The following is a 21,685-nucleotide window of genomic DNA, read 5'->3' as shown; positions in this document are numbered from 1 at the left end:
CGCCCATGGCCACCCTGCACACCCAGCTCAACCCGCGTTCTGCGGAATTTTCCGCCAACCGCGCGGCGATGCTTGAACAGGTCGACGCCCTGCACAGCCTGCTCGCCCATGTCCATCAAGGTGGCGGCGCCAAGGCCCAGGAACGCCACACCTCACGCGGCAAACTGTTACCCCGCGAGCGTATCAACCGTCTGCTCGACCCGGGCTCACCGTTTCTCGAGCTGAGCCAACTGGCCGCCCACCAGGTGTATGGCGAAGACGTCCCGGCTGCCGGGGTGATTGCCGGCATCGGCCGGGTGGAAGGTGTCGAATGCATGATCGTGGCCAACGATGCCACGGTCAAAGGCGGCTCCTATTACCCGCTGACCGTCAAAAAGCACCTGCGCGCCCAGACCATCGCCGAGCAGAACCGCCTGCCGTGCATCTACCTGGTGGACTCCGGCGGCGCCAACCTGCCGCGCCAGGACGAGGTGTTCCCCGACCGCGAGCACTTCGGGCGGATCTTCTTCAACCAGGCCAATATGAGCGCCCAGGGCATTCCCCAGATTGCCGTGGTGATGGGCTCGTGCACCGCCGGCGGCGCCTACGTGCCGGCCATGGCCGACGAAGCGATCATGGTGCGCCAGCAAGCCACCATCTTCCTCGCCGGCCCGCCGCTGGTGAAGGCCGCCACCGGTGAAGTGGTGAGCGCCGAAGACCTGGGCGGTGCCGATGTGCACTGCAAGGTCTCGGGCGTGGCCGACCACTATGCCGACAGCGATGAACACGCCCTGGCGCTGGCGCGGCGCAGCGTGGCCAACCTCAATTGGCGCAAGCAGGGTGAGCTGCTGCAACGCCCGCCGGTGGCGCCGCTGTACAGCAGCGAAGAGTTGTACGGCGTGATCCCGGCGGATGCCAAGCAACCCTTTGATGTGCGCGAAGTCATCGCACGGCTGGTGGACGGCTCGGTGTTCGATGAGTTCAAGGCCCTGTTCGGCACGACCCTGGTGTGCGGCTTTGCGCACTTGCATGGCTACCCGATAGCGATCCTGGCCAACAACGGCATCCTCTTCGCCGAAGCCGCGCAAAAAGGCGCGCACTTTATCGAACTGGCCTGCCAGCGCGGGATTCCGCTGCTGTTCCTGCAAAACATCACCGGCTTTATGGTCGGCCAGAAGTACGAAGCCGGCGGCATTGCCAAACACGGCGCCAAGCTGGTCACCGCCGTGGCGTGCGCCAAGGTGCCGAAATTCACCGTGATCATCGGCGGCAGCTTTGGTGCGGGTAACTATGGGATGTGTGGCCGCGCCTATGACCCGCGCTTTTTGTGGATGTGGCCCAACGCACGCATTGGCGTGATGGGGGCCGAACAGGCCGCCGGGGTGTTGGTGCAGGTCAAGCGCGAACAGGCTGAGCGCGCCGGCAACGGTTTCAGTGCCGAGGAGGAAGACGCGATCAAGCAGCCGATCCTCGACCAGTATGAAACCCAGGGCCACCCCTACTACTCCAGCGCGCGCTTGTGGGATGACGGCGTGATCGACCCGCTGCAGACCCGTGACGTGCTGGCCCTGGCCTTGTCCGCCGCACTGAACGCCCCCATCGAGCCGAGCCGCTTCGGCGTGTTCCGCATGTAGCCTGTAGGAGCGAGCTTGCTCGCGAAGAACCTCAGGGCAACGCGGTCATTCTGAAGCCCCGCGTTATCGTTGACGATCTTCGCGAGCAAGCTCGCTCCTACAGGAGGCCTCTCATTATTTCGGAGCTCCTTGCATGAGCGACTTCAACACCCTCGAACTGATCACTGACCGCCGTGGCTTTGCCACGCTGTGGCTCAGCCGCGAAGCCAAGAACAACGCGTTCAACGCGCAGATGATCCGCGAGCTGATCCTGGCCCTTGACCGCGTACAAGGCGACCCGTCCCTGCGCTTCCTGGTACTGCGCGGGCGTGGCAAGCACTTCAGCGCCGGTGCCGACCTGGCCTGGATGCAGCAATCGGCCGAGTTGGACTACCACACCAACCTGGACGACGCCCGGGAACTGGCAGAGCTGATGTACAACCTGTCCAAGCTGAAAATCCCCACGTTGGCGGTGGTGCAAGGCGCGGCCTACGGGGGCGCGCTGGGCCTGATCAGCTGCTGTGACATGGCCATCGGTGCCGACGACGCCCAGTTCTGCCTGTCGGAAGTGCGTATCGGCCTGGCGCCGGCGGTGATCAGCCCGTTCGTGGTGCAGGCCATCGGCGAACGCGCTGCCCGTCGTTATGCACTGACAGCCGAGCGGTTCGGCGGCCAGCGCGCACGGGAGATCGGCTTGCTGGCGGACAGTTATCCGGCCGAGAGCCTGGATCAACAGGTGGACCTGTGGGTCACCAACCTGCTGCAAAACAGCCCGGCGGCCATGCGTGCCAGTAAGGATTTGCTGCGCGAAGTGGGCAACGGTGCCCTCACCCCCGCATTGCGACGCTATTGCGAAAATGCCATAGCGCGTATTCGGGTGAGCGCCGAGGGCCAGGAAGGTTTGCGCGCGTTTCTGCAAAAGCGTGCGCCAAGTTGGCAAAATCAGGAGCCACGCTCATGAGCACACTCACCACCGTTCTGGTGGCCAACCGTGGCGAGATCGCCTGCCGGGTCATGCGCACCGCCAAGGCCATGGGGTTGACCACCGTGGCTGTGCACAGCGCCATCGACCGCGATGCCCGCCATAGCCGTGAAGCCGATATCCGCGTCGACCTGGGCGGCAGCAAAGCCACCGACAGTTACCTGCAAATCGACAAGCTGATTGCCGCCGCCCACGTCAGCGGCGCCCAGGCGATTCACCCCGGCTACGGCTTCCTTTCAGAAAACGCCGGCTTCGCCCGTGCCATCGAGGCGGCAGGCTTGATCTTCCTCGGCCCGCCCGCCTCGGCCATCGACGCCATGGGCAGCAAATCCGCGGCCAAGGCCTTGATGGAAACGGCTGGCGTACCCCTTGTGCCGGGTTATCACGGCGAGGCCCAGGACCTGGAGACCTTCCGCGCCGCCTGTGAGCGTATCGGCTACCCGGTGCTGCTCAAGGCCACGGCGGGCGGCGGTGGCAAGGGTATGAAGGTGGTCGAGGACGTCAGCCAACTGGCCGAAGCCCTGGCCTCCGCCCAGCGTGAGGCGCTGTCGTCGTTCGGCAACGGGCAGATGCTGGTGGAGAAATACCTGCTCAAGCCGCGGCATGTCGAGATCCAAGTGTTTGCCGACCAGCAAGGTCATTGCCTGTACCTCAATGAGCGCGACTGCTCGATCCAGCGGCGCCATCAGAAAGTCGTGGAAGAAGCCCCGGCACCCGGCTTGAGTGTCGAGCAGCGCCGGGCCATGGGCGAAGCGGCCGTGCGCGCTGCCCAGGCCATCGGGTATGTCGGCGCAGGTACGGTGGAGTTTTTGCTGGATGCCCGTGGCGAGTTTTTCTTCATGGAGATGAACACGCGGCTGCAAGTCGAGCATCCGGTGACCGAAGCGATTACCGGCCTCGACCTGGTGGCCTGGCAGATCCGGGTGGCCCAAGGTGAGGCGCTACCGATCACGCAAGAACAGGTCGCGTTGAACGGTCATGCAATTGAAGTGCGGCTGTATGCCGAAGACCCGGCCAATGACTTTCTGCCCGCCACCGGGCACCTGGCGCTGTACCGCGAGTCCAGCCAGGGCCCTGGACGCCGCGTGGACAGTGGCGTCGAGCAAGGCGACAGCGTGTCGCCCTTCTACGACCCGATGCTCGGCAAGTTGATTGCCTGGGGTGAAGACCGCGAACAGGCGCGCCTGCGCTTATTGAGCATGCTGGATGAGTTTGCGGTCGGCGGGCTCAAGACCAACCTGGGCTTTTTGCGGCGCATCATCGGGCACCCTGCGTTTGCCGCCGCCGAATTGGACACCGGGTTTATCCCGCGCTATCAGGATGAGCTGTTGCCGACGCCAGGGGCCTTGAGCGATGAGTTCTGGCAGGCGGCGGGCTCGGCGTTTATGCAGAGCTTGCCGGCGGGTGACGGGCCTTGGGCCAATCGCCAGGGCTTTCGTGCGGGCCTGCCTGCCGAGGTGTCGCTGCACCTGAGCTGCAATGGGCAGGATCGGTTGGTGACACTGACCGGGCAACCGTCTCAGTTATGCGGCGAACAGTTGCTGACTGAACATCAGGGCGTGCGCCGTGCTCATCTGGCGGTGCGCAGTGAAGGCAGCCTGTACCTGCGTTGGGACGGCGAGATGCATGCCGTCAGCCTGTTCGACCCGATTGCGGCGGTCGAGGCCAGTCAATCTCATCAGGGCGGCCTCACCGCACCGATGAACGGCAGCATCGTGCGAGTACTTGTGGAGGTGGGCCAAACTGTTGAAGCCGGCGCTCAACTGGTGGTGCTCGAAGCCATGAAGATGGAGCACAGTATCCGGGCGCCCCACGCCGGGGTGGTCAAGGCGCTGTTCTGCCAGGAAGGTGAAATGGTGGCAGAAGGCAGCGCGCTGGTGGAGCTTGAAACGGCCGGCTAGAACTTCGCCGTGGCTTGCACCACCACACCCAGGAGGCGGCAGCCGTCGGTGAGCAGCACCTTGGGGTAAGTGGGGTTGAGCGGCACCAGGTAGTGCTGGCCGCTTTCTTCCTGCAATCGGCGAAAGGTGGCCTGGGGGGTGCCAGCCCATTGGGCCACCACCAGCCTGCCGGGCTCGGGCGCGATGGCCGGGTCAACCAGTATCATCATGCCAGCCGCAATGCTCATGCCCGTGGGGGCGGTCATGGCGTCTCCCGTCACCGGCAGCCAGAATGCCTCGCCTCGGGCGTGGTAATCGGTCAATTCGTAGCGCTCGGTGCTATAAGGCGCACGCTCTTCACGCAGCTCGCAGGCCTGCTTCCAGTCGCTGACCGGGTAGCGGAAATACGGGTTGTAGTGCGCTTCCCGTTCAGGCACTTGCGCGGCCCGTTCACGAATCTCCAGCGCCACCTCCAAATACCCCAACCCCAGTTCGGCCAGCACGCGGTTCATGTCCGCCAGGCTCGGCACGCGGCGTTTATTGAGCCAATGGCCGATGCCGCCCTGGGACATCCCCAGGCGCTGCGCCAGTTCATCCTGCGTGACCTTGCGGTCTTTCATGTTGGCTTTGACCAACGCTATCCAGTTATCCATGGCGCATCACAATACGGCGCCCATTTTTGCGGGCAATAAACAGTTTGTAGTAATCCATAAAACGACAGGAATACGATACGTACTATCATCAAGCCCAAGGATTTCGACACCCACCGGAGTACTGCCGCTTATGACGACCCGCACACACCCAACGCCCGACACATCCGAACTGACTGAAGTAAACGACATGTGCAACAGTGGCGCAGCCCAGCGCGCACTGGACTACTACTTGAAAGAAAATCGGTCGACGCCGGATTCGGACGGGGCCATGTTCGCGATCAAATCCGATGTCAGCCAGGAGGAAGCCCTGATACACGCCTCGGACCTGTTGCGCAGTGCAGCGGCAACCGCCTACGAGTCGGCGTGCAGCCATCAGGGCAACCAACGCGACCTGGCGTTTTCAGTGGTGTATTTGATCGATATGGCGAAGGCGATGGTGGAGCGGTCGTTGCAAGCGCCCAGAGCGGCGGCAAACGCGTAGCAGGCATGAAAGAAAAATATTTCTATCCCACGGATAAAAACATTTGACTTGCAAATGATAATGATTATTATTGGGCTCAGCTGATCGCAAGATCAGTCGATAGACCAAGAGACCTTAGGTCGGACTCTTGGAATATCTCCTCATCAGGCTAATCACGGTTTTTGACCCGGCTCTTTGGCCGGGTCTTTTTTTTGCCAGTTTTCCTGGCGTGGCTTCAGGCTAATGAAGACTGTGTGTTGCTTGATGCCGCGCATGGTAGCAAAAGACTATCGCCCAACGAAAGTCGTCCGAGTGCTCTAGCGCGTATCTCTGCGAATTAGCGCTTGAGAATCAATCTCATAGACTCTAAGCTGCGGCGGCGTCAGGGATGACGCCCCCTCCCCCTGCAACAATTTTTGCATCCAGGTTTTACCGAACGCCTGTGTAAGATAGCCGCCACATCACTCATATTCAGGCAACCAGACTATGACCGTGGCCTTGACCTCCATCAAGATCAGCACCGACTTCGACAGCGGCAACATCCAGGTCCTGGATGCCAGCGACGCTTATCAGTTGTTGCTGGCAATCAATCCCGACACCCGCAGCGATCACTACCAATGGTTCCACTTCAAGGCCGAAGGCATGCACGTGGGGCACACCCACACCTTTCGCTTGAGCAACGCAGGGCGCTCGTCCTACAAGCATGCCTGGAGCGGTTACAACGCCGTGGCGTCCTATGACCATATCAACTGGTTCCGGGTACCGACGCGCTTTGATGGCGAGATCCTGCACATCACCCTCCAGACCCGGCAAAAGTACGCCTGGTTTGCCTACTTCGAGCCCTACAGCCGTGAACGTCATGACTGGTTGATCGAGCAAGCCCTGAAGTACGCCGGGGTCACCCTGCTAGCCACCGGCAAGAGCGCTGAAGGCCGCGATATCCAACTGCTGCGCCGTGGCAAAGGGATCGAAGGCCGGCGCAAGGTGTGGATCATCGCCCAGCAGCACCCCGGCGAGCACATGGCCGAGTGGTTTATGGAGGGCGTGATTGAGCGCCTGCAAAAGGACGGCGACGACGAACTGAAAAAACTGCTGGCCGTCGCAGACCTGTACCTGGTACCGAACATGAACCCGGATGGCGCCTTCCATGGCCACCTGCGCACCAACGCCATGGGCCAGGACCTTAACCGCGCATGGCAAAGCGCCAGCCAGGAACTCAGCCCGGAAGTCCTGTTCGTCCAGCAACAGATGGAAAAATACGGCGTGGATATGTTCCTCGACATCCACGGCGATGAAGAAATCCCCTACGTGTTCACCGCAGCCTGCGAAGGCAACCCCGGCTACACGCCGCGCATCGAAGCCCTGGAAAAACATTTCCGCAGCCATTTGAGCCACCTGACCCGAGACTTCCAGACCACCCACGGCTACACCCGCGACCTGCCTGGCCAAGCCAACATGACCCTGGCCTGCAACGCGGTGGGGGAAAAGTACGACTGCCTGTCCCTGACCCTGGAAATGCCTTTCAAGGACAACGACGACGCACCCAACCTGCGAACTGGCTGGTCAGGCGATCGTTCGAAACAGTTGGGCAAGGACGTCTTGAGCAGCGTCGCTGATATCGTCGGGCGTTTGCGCTAACCCCTGAGGCGAGCTCTGGTGACGAGCGAGCTTGCTCGCCACCAGAAGCGGTCAATCCTTGCTGCCGGTCATGCTTTGCAAGACACCATCGCGGCGGATCAAACCGTGGAATAACGCGGCTGCCAGATGCACCAGCACGGTGAGAAACAGCAGATAGGCCAAATAACCGTGAGCCTTGCGCAACAACGCAAACAACGGCGCATTCGCCCCCAGCAGCGCGGGCAGTTGCAGGTTACTACTGAGCATCACCGGGTCACCGGCCGCTGAAATCATCGCCCAACCCAGCAGCGGCAACACCAGCATCAACGCGTACAACAGCACATGAGAGGCCTTGGCTGCCAGCCTCTGCCACACCGGCAAATCCGCTGGTAACGGCGGCTGACGGGTGGAAAAACGTACCGCCAGGCGCACGATCACCAGTGCCAGAATCGCAATGCCCAGCGGCTTGTGCAGGTGGATCAGCCACTCATGGCGCTCCGACACCGACGCCGCCAGACCCGCGCCGATAAACAGCATGGCGATGATCATCAACGCCATCAGCCAGTGCAACACGCGCGCCAAGGGCGCAAAGAACCGTGGTTGAGCATTCATGGCTTCGACTCCTGAGGGGCGCTGTGCAACGGGCTGACTTCACCGGCGCGGCGCAGGTACGAACTGGCATACGCGGCCGAACGTGCGGCCAGCAAGGGGTCGTTGGAGGCTTGGATACCACTGGGCAGAATCAACGGGTCAAAGTTGATATCGCGGCAATCACCGTCTGCCTGGGGCTGGCTGCTTTGCAACACCAACGTGCCGGCGTTGAGTACCTTGTGCGCGCCGGTCCAGGTCTTGCTTGCGTCGTCCAGCGAGTCGCCGGGGTTGGCCAGGGTCATGTTCAACTGCCAACGCAAGGGCCCGGCAGCCAGGCGTCGCACCAAATCCTGCTCCAGGAAGTCATCGCCAGCAGGTGCGGTATCACCCGCCGCATCCTGGCTCTGGGGCACCACCTCCCAACGCACGGCCTGGCGCGTACCATCGGCAGCCACCAGGTAAAACGCGTTGATGCCGTTATAGGTTTCAGTCGCATAACTGGCCGATGGCTTGGCGGTCTTGACCCAGGCCAGGAATGGCGCGGTCTCCGGGTGTGCGGCAAAAAACGCCGGCATGCTCGACGGGTTCGGCTTGCCCGTGGCCGGGTCTGGCGCGCCGGCCTTGAGCAACTGGTAGAACGCCTCGGGCGTGCCCACCGGGAACACCGGCATGCTGTTCATCCCTGTACGCCATTGCTGGCCGTTGGCCTGGCTGAACTGCACGGCGAAACTGCGAATCGGCACACTGCTGTCCGGCGCGTAGGGGTTGCCGCTGGGCAAGGCAAACCGGCCGATGATCGGGGTCTCGGCCTCGCTGAACACCTGGGCACTGGAATAGGCACGGGCCTCGGTACTGCTCTGGAAATAACCCGCCACGCATACGCCCTTGGCATGGTTACGGCGAAAACCCGGATGCACGCCGTTATTGGTTTCCAGGGCATTGACCAAGGTTTTTGGCCGCAGGCGTTGTGGGTCGAGCGTGCCATTGACGTAGGCAAATGCGCCGGCAACAACCGCAACCACGGCACCGATGCCGGCGAGTCGTGCGATCAGGCTCGCAGTGCTCAAGGGAGGACGGGGTGGTGATGAGTGATCTACCATGCAGGAACTCCAGGGCCAGAGGCCTCAGGCTGAAACATAAGGTCGGAGCATTAAGACGAACGCCGATGGGCTCTATTCCCAGGCCCTGGATTTTTTTGCGGGACGGGGAATAACCTTCAACGCCAAACGTCTCTCTAGTCCCAGCGTAGTGATCAGCCAGACACCCATGCATGAACTCGACGAACAGTTACGCGAACTCATCCCCAGGTTGCGGCGTTTTGCCGTGTCCCTGACGCGCAACAGCAGCAGCGCCGATGACCTGGTGCAATCGACCCTGGAGCGCGCGATCGTCGCCTGGGCCGATAAACGTATCGAGGGCGACCTGCGCGCCTGGCTGTTTTCGATCCTCTACCGGCAGTTCCTCGACGCCCACCGCCGCAACCGCCGCTATGCGCGCATGCTCGAATTCTTCACCGGCCGCGATGACGTGCAACCTTCGGTAGAACGCACGGTGCTGGCCCAATCCACCCTGCAAGCCTTCGACCAACTGAACACCGAACAGCGCGCCCTGTTGCTGTGGGTGTCCGTCGAGGGCTTGAGCTACAAGGAAGTGGCCGAGATCCTCAAGGTGCCCATCGGCACCGTAATGTCACGCCTGTCCCGCGCACGCCAAGCGTTGCGTCAGCTCAGCGATGGCGAAATGGCCGGCCCTGCCCTGCGGAGACTCAAATGATCAGCCTGCCCCCCAGCGAACGCGATTTACATGCCTACGTCGATCACCAATTGCCGGACACTGATCGCTGTGTGCTTGAAACCTGGCTGGCCAGCCACCCCGAAGTGGCGGCCCGGGTACAGGCCTGGCAACAAGATGCGCAGTTGCTGCGCGCGTCGTTGAGCGGCGCCCTGCAACAGCCGCACAACCCGGCATTGGACCCGGCGCTGATTCGCCAGCGCATCAAGAAACAGTCCCGTCGGCACTTGGCCACGGCGGCGTTGTTGCTGATCGCCGTGAGCCTCGGCGGGGTTGGCGGTTGGCACGCCCGTGAAGCCACCCAGCCGCCGCTGTTGCCGATGACCGACGCCATGCAGGCCTACCGCCTGTTTGCCCAGGACGGCATCATGCCCGCCGACTACAACGCCCAGGACCCTGGCACCATGCAGGCCTGGCTCGACCGTTATTTCAACCAGGCCCATCGCCTGCCCGACCTGAGCCAAGCCGGTTTCAAGCCGGTCAGCGGGCGCCTGCTCACCACCGACCAAGGCGCGGCAGCCATGGTGCTGTACCAGGACGCGCAAGGCCGGCGCATCAGCTTCTATATCCGCCCGCCGGGCCCGAACAACGGTTTCCTGCCTCGCGGCAGCCGCAGTGCCGATGGCTTGCAGGCCGACTACTGGTCGGGCGGCGGCTACAACTACGCGATGGTAAGCCCGGTGGATCAGGCCGCCGCGTTGCAGACGCCATTCTAGAAACCGACGTCCAGCACCACGTTATCCAGATAGGTGCCAGCCGGCGGCGTGGGCTGGTCGGTGTAGACCTTGGCGTTGTAGTTGTACACCTGGCTGCCATTACCCAAGCCGTTGCCGGGATTGACCTCGGCCGTGGAGCTGGCCCGCCGCGCCGCGCCGACACTGCCCCAACGCGTGGTGCCGGCACTTTTGAAAATGTCATAGGCCAGGTAATTGCCGCCGGAAACCATGCGCCGCCGGCCGCCGACACTCACCGGGTTCTGGCCATCGCTCAAGCCCACGGTATAGGCGCTGCCCTTGGTGCAGGCGATGTTGATGGTCTGCCCGCTCACCGCACTAAACCCACTGACCACCGGCGCGCTGCCGAAGCTGATATTCGGGGCGGTGATCTGGCAATCGTTGGTCACGGTCATGCTGACGGTCAGGGACGCCGTGCCGCTGCCAATGTCACGTCCCAGGCAAATGCCGCCAAGGCCGATCCCCGAGCAATAATTCCACACCCAGGCGATGCTCAATGTCTCGGTGTACACCCCGGCGGCGACGTTGCTGCCAGTGATGCTGCTCAGGTACAACGGCACAGTTTTCGCGCCGGGCCCGGCGATCAGGCCGATGCTCTGGGCGATGCCGCCAGCGCCGCCGAAATCGAATTGGCTGCCACGGGTGATGGGATAGCTGGTGCTGTTGTTGCCATAAATCGTGTAGCTGATCACATCACCGGTCGGCCCGACCATACCGGTCTGGGGCGAGGTGATCGTGGCGTAAAAATGGTCGGTGGACACCAGCAGCGATATCAGCGCCGAGGTGCAACTCAACCCTGAGTTGGCCGTAGAGCTGGTTTGCGCGGCGGTGCGCACCGTCATCGAACTGATCGAACCAAAACTGGCCGGCACGGTGGACACCACCGAACACGCCGCCATGGCCTGCCCGCAAAACAACAAACCCACGCCATACAACCCTACGCTGCCCCTCACCTGAACACTCCCTGTTCAATCCCTCATTGGCACACTAATGGCCCGATCAAGGGCACGTCCTGTTGCTGCTCGTCCATATCGAAGGTTGCCTGGCAGGTGCGGCCCTGTCCCAAAGTGACCTGCAAGGTGTTGTGGGCGCTGAGGTTTTCCAGGTACACCAGGCCATCCCAGCCGACCACCGCCTGGGTGTTGCTTTGCTCGTGCACCACCAGGCTGCCCAGCGGCAACTCCTGATGCTGGCGGTCCACCAGGGTGATGCTTGCAGCGAGCACCCGGCGCAGGGGGAATTCCAGCAGGTAGCCACTGCCTCGGCGCACCGACACGCGCTGTTCCACATTGGGGCTTTGCACATTCGCCGGTAGGTTCAACGGGTCGATCTCGTATTTGCCGCGGTAATAGGCACTGCTCCACGGCACCAGCAAATGGCCATTGCGGTCGGTCTGGCCCACCAGCTGGTTTTCGTAGCGCACCGGAATCCCGGCAAAGCCCTGGGTGCTCACGACCACAAAGGCGTCATTGATGCGGTTGGCGGCAAAGGTTTCGCCGCCCATCCACACCAGTGAGCCGCTGGCATCGGCCCAGCGCGTCATGGCCTCGCTGCTGCCGTACACGCCGGCCTGCAACTGCACCGACTGCAAGCGCCAGGTCAGGTCGGCCTGTCGATAGCTGGGGGCATCGCCCTGGGCATAGCCGAGGTTGTAGCCCACCCCGCCTTCGCTGGGCACCGCGCGGCTGTAGTTGATGCGCTGGCGACTGGCGCCGTCCTTGCTGCGCTCGGTACTCAAGGCCAGGCTGCCGTTGAGGTCGAACGGGATGACCAGTTGCGCCTGCATGGCCCAGTTGCTGTCACCGATTTCGCGGTTGGCTGACAGATAAAAGCTGGTGTTGCGCCACAACGGTTTGCTCCAGCTCAGGTTGAGCAGGCGCGTGCGCGAGTCGTCCGCCGCCTGCACGTCGAAATAACCCAGGCCCAGGCTGCCGAAACGTTGGAGGTTGAGGCTCAGGGTCACCTGCTCGCTGCGCTTGCTGAGGCTGGCGTAAGGGGTATCGACCAGGGTCAGGTCGGCGTAGTCGTCGCGGCGCTCCACCCGTTGGTACATAAAGCTGTAGCGCGTGCTGTTGTACTGGTAACCGAGGCTCAGTTGCTGGCCCGTGCGGCTGTCGAACTGGCTCTGGCTGAGGGCGGTATTGAGCACGCCGAAGTTGCCCAGGCGCAGGTTGCCGCCGAGCCCACCGAGGGTCAGGTCGCTGGAGGCTTCGGCGTGGCTTTCCAGGGTCAGGTTATCTGAATAGCCGTAGCGGAACGTGCCACTGGCCACGCCCGGCCCGTAGCCGAAGTCCCGCAGGGTGTAGTCACGGCGCAAGGTACCGGCGGCCAGCGAAAAATCCGTCAAGCCTTGTTGCAGCAAGGTGCTGGTGACGTAGAACGGCACCGTGGTCGACACTTGGCGTCCCAGGGCATCGGTGGTGACCACCACGGCCTCGCCGGCACCGTTGATAAACGGGATGTTGGTCAGGGTGTAGGGGCCGGGTTGCAACTGTGCGCTGTCGGATTTATAGCCGTTGATAAACAGATCCACCGACGACGGCACCGCCGCCTCACCGGCAAACTGCGGCAAGGGGTACGTGACCAGGTCGGGGCGCACGGCAAAGTCCCGCGACAGTTGCACCCCGCCCAGGCGCACCGAACTGCTCCAGGGCAGCGCGCCGCTGATCACGTCGCCAGCCTCGTAGGTCAGCAGGCGCTCATCGTCGGAGAAACGCCAGGTGGTGTCGTAACGTCGGTAACCATTGTTGAGGGTACCGCCGCTGACTCCGTCGGACAGGGTCTGGCGCAGTTGCCCGGTGTTGGACAAGGTGCCCCAGGTGTCGAACAGCCGCACTTCGTTCCACGCCGCGAGGTAACTGCCGCCGTCGTCGGTGTCATTGAAATACACGTCATAGTTGAGCAAGGCGCCGAAGCTGCTCATGGCCTGGGTACGCGGATAGGTATTGCGGTTGCCGATGAACTGTTCCTGCAGCCAGGAAGGCGGCACATCCAGCAGCAGGCGCTGGCCGTTGCTGTCGTAGTCGCTGTGCAGGCCCGGCACCTGGTCCAGGGCCACACTGCCGACGGGCTCACCGGGCAGTTTCATGCCCACGTCCTGCAACGCGCTGGCCGGCACAAACAGCTGGCCGGCGCGCTGCTCGACCGCGATGACGCGGCCGGTGTCCATCTGGTTGACCACCAGTTCCAGAAACAGCTGTGCATCGGCAACTGCCTCCATGCTGCCGGGCGGCGGCGGCAAGTCGCCCGCCATCGCTGCGCCCCACAGCCCGCTTGCCACTGCCACCGACGGCCATAAAACCCGAGCCCAACCACGACTCACCATGGCGTTGTGTCCTTCAATGGACATCTCCATCCTGTTAAAACCCGGGCGTGTGCCCGTTGCGCTACATAACGGTTAGCGCTTGGGCGCCAGGCTCTCCAGTTGCGGCGCGCCGTTGACCCTGACCTGCAACGGCTGGTCGGCCGATACGGCGTCCGGCACCGGCCAACGCATGCTCGCGCCCGGCAGCACATAGCCGAGCAAACCGTCCACCAACGGCCGGGTCTGCCCGCCCTGTTTGAATGACGCATCGGTAAGCCGCGCATGCACGGCGCCCTGGTTGCGCACCTCGATGTAGTTGCGCCCTGCCACGTTGACCCCTTGCCAGCTTAACTGCGGCTTGCCCGCGCCCTTGGGATCGCGCTGCCGGGTAGCGTCATCTTTGCTCCACAAGCCGGCGCCGTAGGCAAACAGCGGCACCGAATAACGCATCTGAAAGCGAATCGCCGCCGCCGTGTTCTTGCCCTCCGGCGGCGCCGGCACCTGCAACGCCGAGGGGATTTCATCAATGATGATGCGATAGGCCAACTCCTGCCCCGGCGGCACTTCCCGGGTGCGGGTCAGGCGCACCAGTTGCTTCTGGCCCGGCTCGATCTTGGCCACCGGCGGGCTGCCGATCACATCGCGCTGGTTCTGGTACTGCTCGTCAAAGCCATTCTGGCTCCAGGCAAACACGCGGATCTGCAGGTTGGCGGTCTCGGTGCCACGGTTCTCCAGCCACAGCGCGCTGGCCTGTTGGTCAGCCTCCAGCACCGGGTCGATGGGCCAGATCAGCACCGAACTGGCCGCCTGTACAAACCCTGCCGAGCACAACGCCCCCAAGGCGAAACCCGCGGTCCATAACCGTCGCAAAGCACAACCCATGACACCCCTCCTTAAAACCGTTAGCCCTACCACGTCAGCTGCACCTGCAGCGTGTCGCTGTACGTCCCCCCAGGCTGATTGCCCGGTAAAACCACCCGCCCGTAAATCGGCAGGCTGATGTTGCTCGCATCGCTGTAGGTCACGCTGACGCTCTGGTTGATCCCCAGGCTCTGGCTGAACGCCGCATCGCGAAACAATTGGTAAGCCACCCGCGCGCTGCCACTGTTGAGCTGCAAATTGCGCCCGGTGCTGCTGTACAGGCCGCCATCCACGCTCATGCTCAGGGCCACGCCCGGTGTGCATTGCAGGGTTACGCCGCCAGTGAGAGCCGCTGTGACCGTGCTGGTGGCCAGGGCCGAATAGCTGCCGTAGGCCAAGGTGCCGTAGTTGGCGCCGCCGCCCACGATCAGACAGCCCGGCGTGATGGTCGCACTCACCTGGAAGCTCTGGTTGACCACCGCCGACAGCGGCAACGGTATCGCCAGGCCGATGGCGAGCAACACCCTGGGCCACATCGTTAGAACGTCAGTTCCACGGCCACGGTGTCGGTGTAGGTGCCCGCCGGCAGTCCCGCCTTGCCCACCGCCCGGCCGTAAAGGTTGACGGTCTGCGCCACGCCGGTACTGGTGGCGAGGGTCACCACGCCGTCAATCGCCAACAGCGCTGAACGCCCGCTGTCAGTGTAGAAATCGTAGGGCACGAAGTTACCCACGCCATCGGCCAGCGCACGGGTGCCACCGGGGGAAGCACCGTCGTGGGCGCCGGCACGCACCTTGATCGTTGGCGCGGTGCCAGCCGAACACAGGATCGACAACGCCCCGCCGGTACCGGTGCCGCCGAGCAGCTGGGCGTCGGCATTGGTAAACAGGCTGTTGGTGGTGCCGAAGTTCAAGCTACCGAAATTCAACCCGGTGGCCGCCCCGGAGCCGTTGACTTGGCAACTGGCGATCAAGGTCAGGCTGGAACTGATCTGCCCGGTCACCGTGGTCGCCGCGTTCAGGCTGGACGCCAGCCCCAGGCCCAGGGCACAGAGGCCGATTCGCGATACAAGTACATGCATGATATCCATCCTCATGGTTTACCAATCCAGAGTCACCGTCAGGGTGTCTGTGTAGAGGCCGGCCGGTAGGGCCCTGGTATTCGCCACCACGGAACCGAATACCGGGATCGGTACCTGGGTGCCCTGGGTCACGACGAAATTGCGTTGCTGGCCGATCCTGTAGGCACTGCGCCCCTGGGGGTCAGCCGACAGTCGATAGGGAATGGTCTGGCGGCCATTGCTCAGGCGCCGCGTGGTCCCGTCGCCGTTAGCCCCCCCATCGATGGTCACCGTGAAACTGCTGACCACCGAAGGATTGCAGGACACCGACAGCGGCGCCTTGTCGCCATCGGAGATCGCCGCGTCCAAGGTCTCGTTCCACGTCGGCCCCTGGCTGCCAAAGTCCAACAGCGCGGTGCCGCCTTCGGGTGTGACCGGCGCGGTTTCCACGCCCTTGCTCACTTCGCAACTGGCGGTGATTACCAACCGCGCATGGACCTGGCCGTTGACCACCGCCGCCTGCGCGTCATCCGCCAGCAACAGCAGGCCACCCAGGGCCGTCACGGCCAGGTAGCGGCTTACCATGTGACCGTGACCTTGAGCAGGTCGGAATAACGGCCGACGGCGGGGATGTCCTTGAGCGGTTCGATGCGCCCATACAGCGGCAGGTCGACAGAGCCAGTGTCCGGCACGCGGCCACTGATCGGCACGTCCACCGGCAAGGGGATCAGCCGCGCGGCGTCAGCATAGATTCGATAGGGAATGGGCCGGCTGGAGGGCGCCGGATTGGCGAGATAACGCACTTCGCCGGCGCCGCCATGCAGGCCGCCGTCAACGCGCATTTGGTAAGGCGTGTCGGGGTTACATTCCAGGCGCGGCTGGCGCTGGCTGATCAGGGCCGCACTCAGGGGGCCGGCCGGGTCATCCAGACGCGGGCCGCTGCCGAAATCCAATACGCCAAGTTGCTCGATGCCCGCATTGCGGGTGGTGCCCACCAACTGGCAACCCCGCTGCACGTCGATGCGCACCTGCACCTGGAGTTGCGCAGCAAACACCGTGTTGCAGAGCATCGTGCCCATGACAGCCAATACCGACGGTCCCTTCACAGCCCCAATTCCTTATACAGGGGTGACAACTGTGTATGAGGTTAGCCAGTTAACGCGAAAGTGCCAGTTTGCAAGGCTTGGGGCCCTTCACCATTGGTCAAATGGCATCGGGCGTCCTACAGTGAGCGACCACCGTAATACAGAGTGTTTATTCTTGGCCGTGCTTGCCCTGCTCCAGCGCCTGCTGGGTAAAAAAACCGACGCCTCGGACGCCTCGCCTATCCCGGCGTATTTTCAAAAAAAGGCCGAACAACAGGGCTATACCCTCAGTGATGGGCAAATCCGGGCGATTACCGCCCTGAATCGCGAAGCTCAACACCTGCTCAACGGCCAGACCACGCGCAGCCTGTACCTGCATGGCCCGGTGGGGCGTGGCAAAAGCTGGCTGCTGGATGGATTTTTCCAGGCACTGCCCATCGCCGAGAAGCAACGTGTGCATTTCCACACTTTCTTCGCCCGGCTGCACCAAGGCATGTTCCTGCACCGCGGACATGATGATGCTCTGGGCGTCACGCTGGACGAGCTGCTGGCCGGCTGCCGAGTGCTGTGTTTCGACGAATTCCATGTGCACGATATCGGCGATGCGATGCTCATCAGCCGTTTGTTCAAGGCCCTGTTCCAGCGCGGTGTGCTGGTGTTGGTGACCTCCAACTACCCACCCGAAGGCTTGCTGCCCAATCCGCTGTATCACGAGCGTTTCAAACCGGTGATCGAGCTGATCGCCGCGCGCATGGAGGTGCTGGAAGTCAGTGCGCCTCAGGACTTTCGCAGCCTGGCCCAGGCCCACGCGCAACAGCGCTTCACGGGCGGCCAGTACGTCTGGCCAGGTACCGCTGGCCAGCGTGAAAGCCTGGGCCTGCCTGCCACAGATTGCCCGGCGCAAACCCTGAAGGTCGGCACTCGGGAGTTAACGTGCCGAGGCCATCAGGCACGAACCATCGCGTTCACCTTCAATGACCTGTGCGAACAACTCACGGCGGTCATGGATTACCTGTTGTTGTGCCAGGACTTCGACCACTGGATCATCGACGGCCTGCCGCAGTTGGCCGAATGCCCCATCGCCGTGCAACAGCGCTTTATCAACCTGGTAGACGTGCTCTACGACCAGGACAAGCAAGTGACGCTGATCGGCCATCAGCCCTTGGATAAATGCCTGGAAGGCCAAGCCATCGACCTCGCCCGCACCGCCAGTCGCCTGCGCCAATTGCAGACGCTGTGCCCGCAAACCGCGTCCGAGCCGCTATCATGAGCGCCTTTTACGCCCTCTTCCGAGCACCGCGCCCTGCATGAATACCCTCGCCCAACTCAAGGCTGGCCAATTGGCTGGCGTTACGCGCCTGGACCTGGCCTGCGGGCTGACCGAGTTTCCCCGGGAAATCTTCGAACTGGCCGACTCGCTGGAAATCCTCAACCTCACCGGCAACGCCCTGAGCAGCTTGCCCGACGACCTGCACCGCCTGACGAACCTGCGCGTGCTGTTCTGTTCGGACAACGCCTTTACCGAACTGCCGCAATGCCTGGGCCAGTGCGCCAAGCTGAGCATGATCGGCTTCAAGGCCAACCAGATCAGCCAGGTAGCCGCCGCTGCCCTGCCGCCACAATTGCGCTGGCTAATCCTCACCGACAACTGCATCCGCCAATTGCCCGATGAACTGGGTCAGCGCCCGTTACTGCAAAAGTTGATGTTGGCCGGTAACCAGTTGACCGACCTGCCGCCAAGCCTGGCCCAGTGCCAAAACCTGGAGTTGATCCGTATCGCCTCCAACCGCCTCACCCAACTACCGCAGTGGCTGCTGACCCTGCCGAGCCTGACCTGGCTGGCCTACGCCGGCAACCCGGTGGAAATGGCCGTGCAGGTGAGCAGTGATGAGGCGACGCCGAACATCGCCTGGCAGGAACTGGACATGGGCGAAGTCCTTGGCGAAGGCGCTTCGGGGATTATTCGCAAGGCGCTGTGGAAACCCCGGGCGTTGCCGGTCGCGGTCAAACTGTACAAGGGCACCATCACCAGCGACGGTTCACCGCTGCATGAAATGCAAGCCTGCATCGCTGCCGGCCTGCATCCCAACCTGATCAAGGTTGAAGGGCGCGTCGTCGGCCATCCCGATAACCAGGCCGCCCTGGTGATGGAGCTGATCGACCCCAGTTACCGCAACCTCGCAGCCCTGCCGAGCCTGGCGTCGTGCACGCGCGACATCTACGCCCCCGACACCCGTTTCAGCCTGGATGTGGCACTGCGCATGGCGCGGGGTATTGCTTCGGTGGCGGCGCACCTGCATCGGCACGGCATTACCCATGGTGACCTGTATGGTCACAATATTTTGTGGAACGCAGAAGGTGATTGCTTGCTGGGAGACTTTGGCGCGGCCTCCTTCCATGCCACGGTGGACACGTTGGAAGCCCGTGCGCTGCAGCGTATTGAAGTGCGCGCGTTCGGAGTGTTGCTGGGGGAATTGTTGGAGCGGGTTGAGGCCAGTGACGAAGGCTTGCAGGCACTGCAACAACGCTGCTGCCAGCCGGATGTGCTGGCGCGGCCGGGCTTTGAAGAAATTGAGGTCTTGCTCGAATCTATGCAACACCACTAAACCAATGTGGGAGCGGGCTTGCTCGCGAATGCGGTGGAACAGCCAATACATCTGTTGACTGTCACACCGCATTCGCGAGCAAGCCCGCTCCCACAGGTTGACCGCGTGTACTCAGATAAACATCAGCCCGCCAGGCCGACAAACATATCCTGCACATCATCATGGTTGTCCAGGCCTTCCAGGAACGCCTCGACTTCTGCCATCTGCTCATCGGTCAAACCGCTGACCGGGTTCTTGGAGATATAACCCAGCTTGGCCGACAGCACGGTGAAGCCCTGCTCCGGCAAGGCCTTCTGCACAGCATCCAGGTCGGTGGTTTCGGTGATGAACAAGGTGGCGCCTTCTTCACCCTCTTCAAAGTCCTGGGCGCCCGCTTCGATAGCGGCCATTTCCGGATCAGCGTCCGGCGTGTCCGGCGATGCTTCGATCAGGCCCACATGGTTGAAATCCCAGGCCACCGAACCGGAAGCGCCCAGTTGGCCTTTGCGGAAGGCCACGCGGATTTCCGCCACGGTGCGGTTGATGTTGTCGGTCACGCACTCGACGATCAAAGGCACCTGGTGCGGCGCGAAACCTTCGTAGGTCACGCGGTGGTATTGCACGGTCTCACCGAGCAGACCGGCGCCCTTTTTGATTGCGCGGTCCAGGGTTTCCTTGGGCATCGAGGCTTTTTTGGCCTGTTCCACCACCAGGCGCAGGTGCGCGTTGGTCGCGGTATCGGCGCCGTTGCGGGCGGCGATGGTGATTTCTTTCACCAGCTTGCCGAAAATCTTGCCCTTGGCATTGGCTGCCGCTTCTTTATGTTTGACTTTCCACTGTGCGCCCATGACTCACTCTCTTATTTCCATCGCGCCGAAACGTCTACTGGCCGGCGCTTTGGGGGCAGAGTTTATAGCGCGAGAACGCTTCGTTCCACCAAAAAACCGGCCAGGGTACTCAGGTGCGCAAGGGTTTGATCACCGCATTGCGGTCCGGCACAAAATCCCCCGCCTGGGCCAGTACGGCGGGCCTGGCATTCCAGTAGGGCATCAGCACCAACGAAGAAAACAGCGCCGCACCGGCAAACACGATAAATACCGTCACGGTATCGAAATAGCCTGGCAGCAAACCACCCAGAATCGCCCCCACCGAACCGCAGCCGTTCACAAAACCCGCGGCGGTAGCGCCGGCCTTGGCGGTGCCGAAGTCGATGGCCGCCGTGCTGCTGATCATTGAGTCGGGCCCATACAGCGTCAGCCCCATGACAAACAGCAACGTCATCACCAGCACCACACTGCCGGTGTGCAGCGCGCCCATGAAAAGCGCCAGGGCAACCGTCAGCGCCAACAGGCTCAGCACACAGGCGGGCATGCGCCGGGCGCCGAACAGTTTGTCGGAGGCCAGGCCGATCAACACTGGCCCCAGCAAACCAGCCAACTCAAACGCGGTGGGCACGATGGCGGCGCCGACCTTGCCCACCGACGGCATCTGCTCGTAGACGATCACCGGCCCCCACAACAGAATCGCGTAGCGCGCCGGCTTGAGCAGGAAGTACGCCAGCCCCAGGGTCAACACTGTGCGGTTACGCAGGATCGCGCGCAGGGGTTCGAGTACGCTGACGCGCTGCTGGGCGGCCAACTGCTCGGCGCTCAGCACCGGCTCAGGCTCGACTGCCGGCAAGCCCACATCCTGCGGGGTATTGCGCTGGAACATAAAGAACAGCACGGCCACCACCGCTACCACTGCGGCACTGGAAATAAACGCCGCATGCCAACTACCGATCAGCGTATAGGCCCACCAACCGGCAAACGGTGACGCGACCAATCCGCCGAACGCGTAACACGAACTCCATAACCCCAGCACCCGCCCCCGCTGCTGGGCCGGGAAGAAACTGCCGAGGTTCTTGCACAGCCCCGACCAGCCAGTGGACTGGGCCAAGCCCTGTACCAACATGCAGGTAACAAAGATCGGCAAGGTGGCAAAGGTGCCCATCACCAGCGCTGCGCCTGCGGAAATCAGCAAGCCACCGAGCACCACCACCCGTGGTCCAAAGCGGTCGGCAAGCATGCCCCAAGTGAACTGGCCTACGGCATACGCGGCGAGGTAGAGGCCATCCAGGTTGGCCATCATCATTTTGTCGAGGGGGAAACTCGGGTCGTCGCCGATCCCCAGCTTCGCCACTGAAAACGCTTTGCGGGTGAAATAGAACGCGGCATACGCCAGCCAGGTGATGGCAAAAATCTGCACGCGCCAACGCTTGATGCTACCCATAGGGATATTCATGGTGGTTCTGACCTCAGGTGTGAGTGTGCCGGCAGAATCGAAAGAAAACGCCTGTTGTTTTTATGGTTGAGCACTGCAATCCCGGGCCTTGGAGAGCGCGGTATTGGTCAGATGGGTGCGGTGTGCCTGCCCCCATGGCAGCCGTGGTTGTAGGACTCAACCTACGGCGACTGAGGCGCATGAAAGCAATGGCTGACTCATAGGTAA

Annotated in this window: 21 protein-coding genes; 9 read left to right on the top strand and 12 right to left on the bottom strand. The window is 62.6% G+C overall.

The features are described 5' to 3' along the window. Positions 1-5: 5 nt before the first annotated feature. The 3 genes from JMV15_RS12110 (at position 6) to JMV15_RS12100 (ending at position 4,475) form a co-directional block, all read left to right on the top strand. The gene (locus JMV15_RS12110; RefSeq protein WP_019819450.1) at positions 6-1,613 is read left to right on the top strand and encodes a carboxyl transferase domain-containing protein; all 1,608 of its coding nucleotides are present in this window, start codon (positions 6-8) and stop codon (positions 1,611-1,613) included. Positions 1,614-1,746: 133 nt separating this feature from the next. Then, on the top strand, positions 1,747-2,553 hold the full coding sequence (locus JMV15_RS12105; RefSeq protein ID WP_014718957.1) for a gamma-carboxygeranoyl-CoA hydratase: 807 nt from the start codon (positions 1,747-1,749) through the stop codon (positions 2,551-2,553). After that, the gene (locus tag JMV15_RS12100; protein ID WP_038450565.1) at positions 2,550-4,475 is read left to right on the top strand and encodes an acetyl/propionyl/methylcrotonyl-CoA carboxylase subunit alpha; all 1,926 of its coding nucleotides are present in this window, start codon (positions 2,550-2,552) and stop codon (positions 4,473-4,475) included. Before JMV15_RS12105 ends, JMV15_RS12100 begins: the two co-directional genes overlap by 4 nt. Here the strand turns inward: JMV15_RS12100 and JMV15_RS12095 are convergent. After that, positions 4,472-5,107: a LexA family protein gene (locus JMV15_RS12095; protein ID WP_014718959.1), complete on the bottom strand. Its 636-nt coding sequence runs from the start codon at positions 5,105-5,107 to the stop codon at positions 4,472-4,474. The two genes, JMV15_RS12100 and JMV15_RS12095, sit on opposite strands and share 4 nt — an antisense overlap. A gap of 187 nt (positions 5,108-5,294) precedes the next feature. Here JMV15_RS12095 and JMV15_RS12090 point away from each other — a divergent pair, with 187 nt between their 5' ends. Continuing rightward, on the top strand, positions 5,295-5,588 hold the full coding sequence (locus JMV15_RS12090; protein WP_014718960.1) for a DUF6124 family protein: 294 nt from the start codon (positions 5,295-5,297) through the stop codon (positions 5,586-5,588). A gap of 465 nt (positions 5,589-6,053) precedes the next feature. After that, positions 6,054-7,205 (top strand): M14 family metallopeptidase, encoded by a 1,152-nt coding sequence (locus JMV15_RS12085; protein WP_014718961.1) that lies wholly within the window; start codon positions 6,054-6,056, stop codon positions 7,203-7,205. Positions 7,206-7,256: 51 nt separating this feature from the next. On the opposite strand, the gene JMV15_RS12080 is transcribed toward JMV15_RS12085, so the two are convergent. Both JMV15_RS12080 and JMV15_RS12075 read right to left on the bottom strand, forming a co-directional pair. Further along, positions 7,257-7,796, bottom strand: coding sequence for a cytochrome b (locus JMV15_RS12080; RefSeq protein ID WP_003192209.1), 540 nt, complete (start codon positions 7,794-7,796; stop codon positions 7,257-7,259). Further along, positions 7,793-8,875 carry a catalase family peroxidase gene (locus JMV15_RS12075; RefSeq protein WP_038450568.1) on the bottom strand — a complete coding sequence of 361 codons (1,083 nt, stop codon included), beginning with the start codon at positions 8,873-8,875 and terminating at the stop codon, positions 7,793-7,795. The genes JMV15_RS12080 and JMV15_RS12075 overlap by 4 nt, the downstream gene beginning before the upstream one ends. Positions 8,876-9,041: 166 nt before the next feature. Between JMV15_RS12075 and JMV15_RS12070 the strand changes: the two genes are divergently transcribed. Beyond that, the gene (locus JMV15_RS12070) at positions 9,042-9,548 is read left to right on the top strand and encodes a sigma-70 family RNA polymerase sigma factor (RefSeq protein ID WP_014718963.1); all 507 of its coding nucleotides are present in this window, start codon (positions 9,042-9,044) and stop codon (positions 9,546-9,548) included. Continuing rightward, positions 9,545-10,282 (top strand): anti-sigma factor family protein, encoded by a 738-nt coding sequence (locus JMV15_RS12065; RefSeq protein ID WP_014718964.1) that lies wholly within the window; start codon positions 9,545-9,547, stop codon positions 10,280-10,282. The genes JMV15_RS12070 and JMV15_RS12065 overlap by 4 nt, the downstream gene beginning before the upstream one ends. On the opposite strand, the gene JMV15_RS12060 is transcribed toward JMV15_RS12065, so the two are convergent. The 7 genes from JMV15_RS12060 to JMV15_RS12030 all read right to left on the bottom strand — a co-directional run bounded on the left by JMV15_RS12060 (position 10,279) and on the right by JMV15_RS12030 (position 16,604). Beyond that, positions 10,279-11,199 (bottom strand): Csu type fimbrial protein, encoded by a 921-nt coding sequence (locus JMV15_RS12060; RefSeq protein ID WP_014718965.1) that lies wholly within the window; start codon positions 11,197-11,199, stop codon positions 10,279-10,281. The genes JMV15_RS12065 and JMV15_RS12060 overlap by 4 nt on opposite strands. A gap of 77 nt (positions 11,200-11,276) precedes the next feature. After that, a complete protein-coding gene (locus tag JMV15_RS12055; RefSeq protein WP_014718966.1) occupies positions 11,277-13,625 on the bottom strand; it encodes a fimbria/pilus outer membrane usher protein in 2,349 nt (782 codons plus the stop codon). A gap of 72 nt (positions 13,626-13,697) precedes the next feature. After that, on the bottom strand, positions 13,698-14,486 hold the full coding sequence (locus JMV15_RS12050; RefSeq protein ID WP_038450570.1) for a fimbrial biogenesis chaperone: 789 nt from the start codon (positions 14,484-14,486) through the stop codon (positions 13,698-13,700). Between the two features lie 26 nt (positions 14,487-14,512). Next, a complete protein-coding gene (locus JMV15_RS12045) occupies positions 14,513-15,001 on the bottom strand; it encodes a Csu type fimbrial protein (protein ID WP_014718968.1) in 489 nt (162 codons plus the stop codon). Positions 15,002-15,003: 2 nt separating this feature from the next. Beyond that, complete coding sequence (locus tag JMV15_RS12040) at positions 15,004-15,546, bottom strand: Csu type fimbrial protein (protein WP_003192220.1); 543 nt, start codon at positions 15,544-15,546, stop codon at positions 15,004-15,006. Between the two features lie 18 nt (positions 15,547-15,564). Then, entirely contained in the window at positions 15,565-16,110 is a 546-nt protein-coding gene (locus tag JMV15_RS12035) for a spore coat protein U domain-containing protein (protein WP_014718969.1), read from the bottom strand. Next, entirely contained in the window at positions 16,104-16,604 is a 501-nt protein-coding gene (locus JMV15_RS12030) for a Csu type fimbrial protein (RefSeq protein ID WP_425608148.1), read from the bottom strand. Before JMV15_RS12030 ends, JMV15_RS12035 begins: the two co-directional genes overlap by 7 nt. Positions 16,605-16,785: 181 nt before the next feature. On the opposite strand from JMV15_RS12030, the gene zapE reads away from it, so the two are divergent. After that, positions 16,786-17,880: a cell division protein ZapE gene (zapE, locus tag JMV15_RS12025; protein WP_038450572.1), complete on the top strand. Its 1,095-nt coding sequence runs from the start codon at positions 16,786-16,788 to the stop codon at positions 17,878-17,880. A 37-nt stretch (positions 17,881-17,917) separates the two neighbouring features. Then, complete coding sequence (locus tag JMV15_RS12020) at positions 17,918-19,216, top strand: protein kinase (protein WP_038450574.1); 1,299 nt, start codon at positions 17,918-17,920, stop codon at positions 19,214-19,216. A gap of 122 nt (positions 19,217-19,338) precedes the next feature. Here JMV15_RS12020 and JMV15_RS12015 read toward each other — a convergent pair whose 3' ends face one another. Both JMV15_RS12015 and JMV15_RS12010 read right to left on the bottom strand, forming a co-directional pair. Next, positions 19,339-20,043: a YebC/PmpR family DNA-binding transcriptional regulator gene (locus tag JMV15_RS12015; protein ID WP_003192227.1), complete on the bottom strand. Its 705-nt coding sequence runs from the start codon at positions 20,041-20,043 to the stop codon at positions 19,339-19,341. Between the two features lie 109 nt (positions 20,044-20,152). After that, positions 20,153-21,478: an MFS transporter gene (locus JMV15_RS12010; RefSeq protein WP_020302353.1), complete on the bottom strand. Its 1,326-nt coding sequence runs from the start codon at positions 21,476-21,478 to the stop codon at positions 20,153-20,155. Positions 21,479-21,685 lie beyond the last annotated feature (207 nt).

It is taken from the genome of Pseudomonas paracarnis (genome assembly GCF_904063055.1).
GTDB classification, from domain to species: domain Bacteria; phylum Pseudomonadota; class Gammaproteobacteria; order Pseudomonadales; family Pseudomonadaceae; genus Aquipseudomonas; species Aquipseudomonas paracarnis.
Note: the sequence above shows the minus strand (reverse complement) of the source record. Positions and strands in the feature narration are given on the sequence as shown.

Bases quoted from the DNA above. Each gene is read 5' to 3' on its own strand.
- JMV15_RS12110 (WP_019819450.1), top strand. From the start codon at position 6: ATGGCCACCCTGCACACCCAGCTCAACCCGCGTTCTGCGGAATTTTCC.
- JMV15_RS12105 (WP_014718957.1), top strand. From the start codon at position 1,747: ATGAGCGACTTCAACACCCTCGAACTGATCACTGACCGCCGTGGCTTT.
- JMV15_RS12100 (WP_038450565.1), top strand. From the start codon at position 2,550: ATGAGCACACTCACCACCGTTCTGGTGGCCAACCGTGGCGAGATCGCC.
- JMV15_RS12095 (WP_014718959.1), bottom strand. From the start codon at position 5,107: ATGGATAACTGGATAGCGTTGGTCAAAGCCAACATGAAAGACCGCAAG.
- JMV15_RS12090 (WP_014718960.1), top strand. From the start codon at position 5,295: ATGTGCAACAGTGGCGCAGCCCAGCGCGCACTGGACTACTACTTGAAA.
- JMV15_RS12085 (WP_014718961.1), top strand. From the start codon at position 6,054: ATGACCGTGGCCTTGACCTCCATCAAGATCAGCACCGACTTCGACAGC.
- JMV15_RS12080 (WP_003192209.1), bottom strand. From the start codon at position 7,796: ATGAATGCTCAACCACGGTTCTTTGCGCCCTTGGCGCGCGTGTTGCAC.
- JMV15_RS12075 (WP_038450568.1), bottom strand. From the start codon at position 8,875: ATGGTAGATCACTCATCACCACCCCGTCCTCCCTTGAGCACTGCGAGC.
- JMV15_RS12070 (WP_014718963.1), top strand. From the start codon at position 9,042: ATGCATGAACTCGACGAACAGTTACGCGAACTCATCCCCAGGTTGCGG.
- JMV15_RS12065 (WP_014718964.1), top strand. From the start codon at position 9,545: ATGATCAGCCTGCCCCCCAGCGAACGCGATTTACATGCCTACGTCGAT.
- JMV15_RS12060 (WP_014718965.1), bottom strand. From the start codon at position 11,199: ATGGCGGCGTGTTCGGTGGTGTCCACCGTGCCGGCCAGTTTTGGTTCG.
- JMV15_RS12055 (WP_014718966.1), bottom strand. From the start codon at position 13,625: ATGGTGAGTCGTGGTTGGGCTCGGGTTTTATGGCCGTCGGTGGCAGTG.
- JMV15_RS12050 (WP_038450570.1), bottom strand. From the start codon at position 14,486: ATGGGTTGTGCTTTGCGACGGTTATGGACCGCGGGTTTCGCCTTGGGG.
- JMV15_RS12045 (WP_014718968.1), bottom strand. From the start codon at position 15,001: ATGTGGCCCAGGGTGTTGCTCGCCATCGGCCTGGCGATACCGTTGCCG.
- JMV15_RS12040 (WP_003192220.1), bottom strand. From the start codon at position 15,546: ATGCATGTACTTGTATCGCGAATCGGCCTCTGTGCCCTGGGCCTGGGG.
- JMV15_RS12035 (WP_014718969.1), bottom strand. From the start codon at position 16,110: ATGGTAAGCCGCTACCTGGCCGTGACGGCCCTGGGTGGCCTGCTGTTG.
- JMV15_RS12030 (WP_425608148.1), bottom strand. From the start codon at position 16,604: ATGGGCACGATGCTCTGCAACACGGTGTTTGCTGCGCAACTCCAGGTG.
- JMV15_RS12020 (WP_038450574.1), top strand. From the start codon at position 17,918: ATGAATACCCTCGCCCAACTCAAGGCTGGCCAATTGGCTGGCGTTACG.
- JMV15_RS12015 (WP_003192227.1), bottom strand. From the start codon at position 20,043: ATGGGCGCACAGTGGAAAGTCAAACATAAAGAAGCGGCAGCCAATGCC.
- JMV15_RS12010 (WP_020302353.1), bottom strand. From the start codon at position 21,478: ATGAATATCCCTATGGGTAGCATCAAGCGTTGGCGCGTGCAGATTTTT.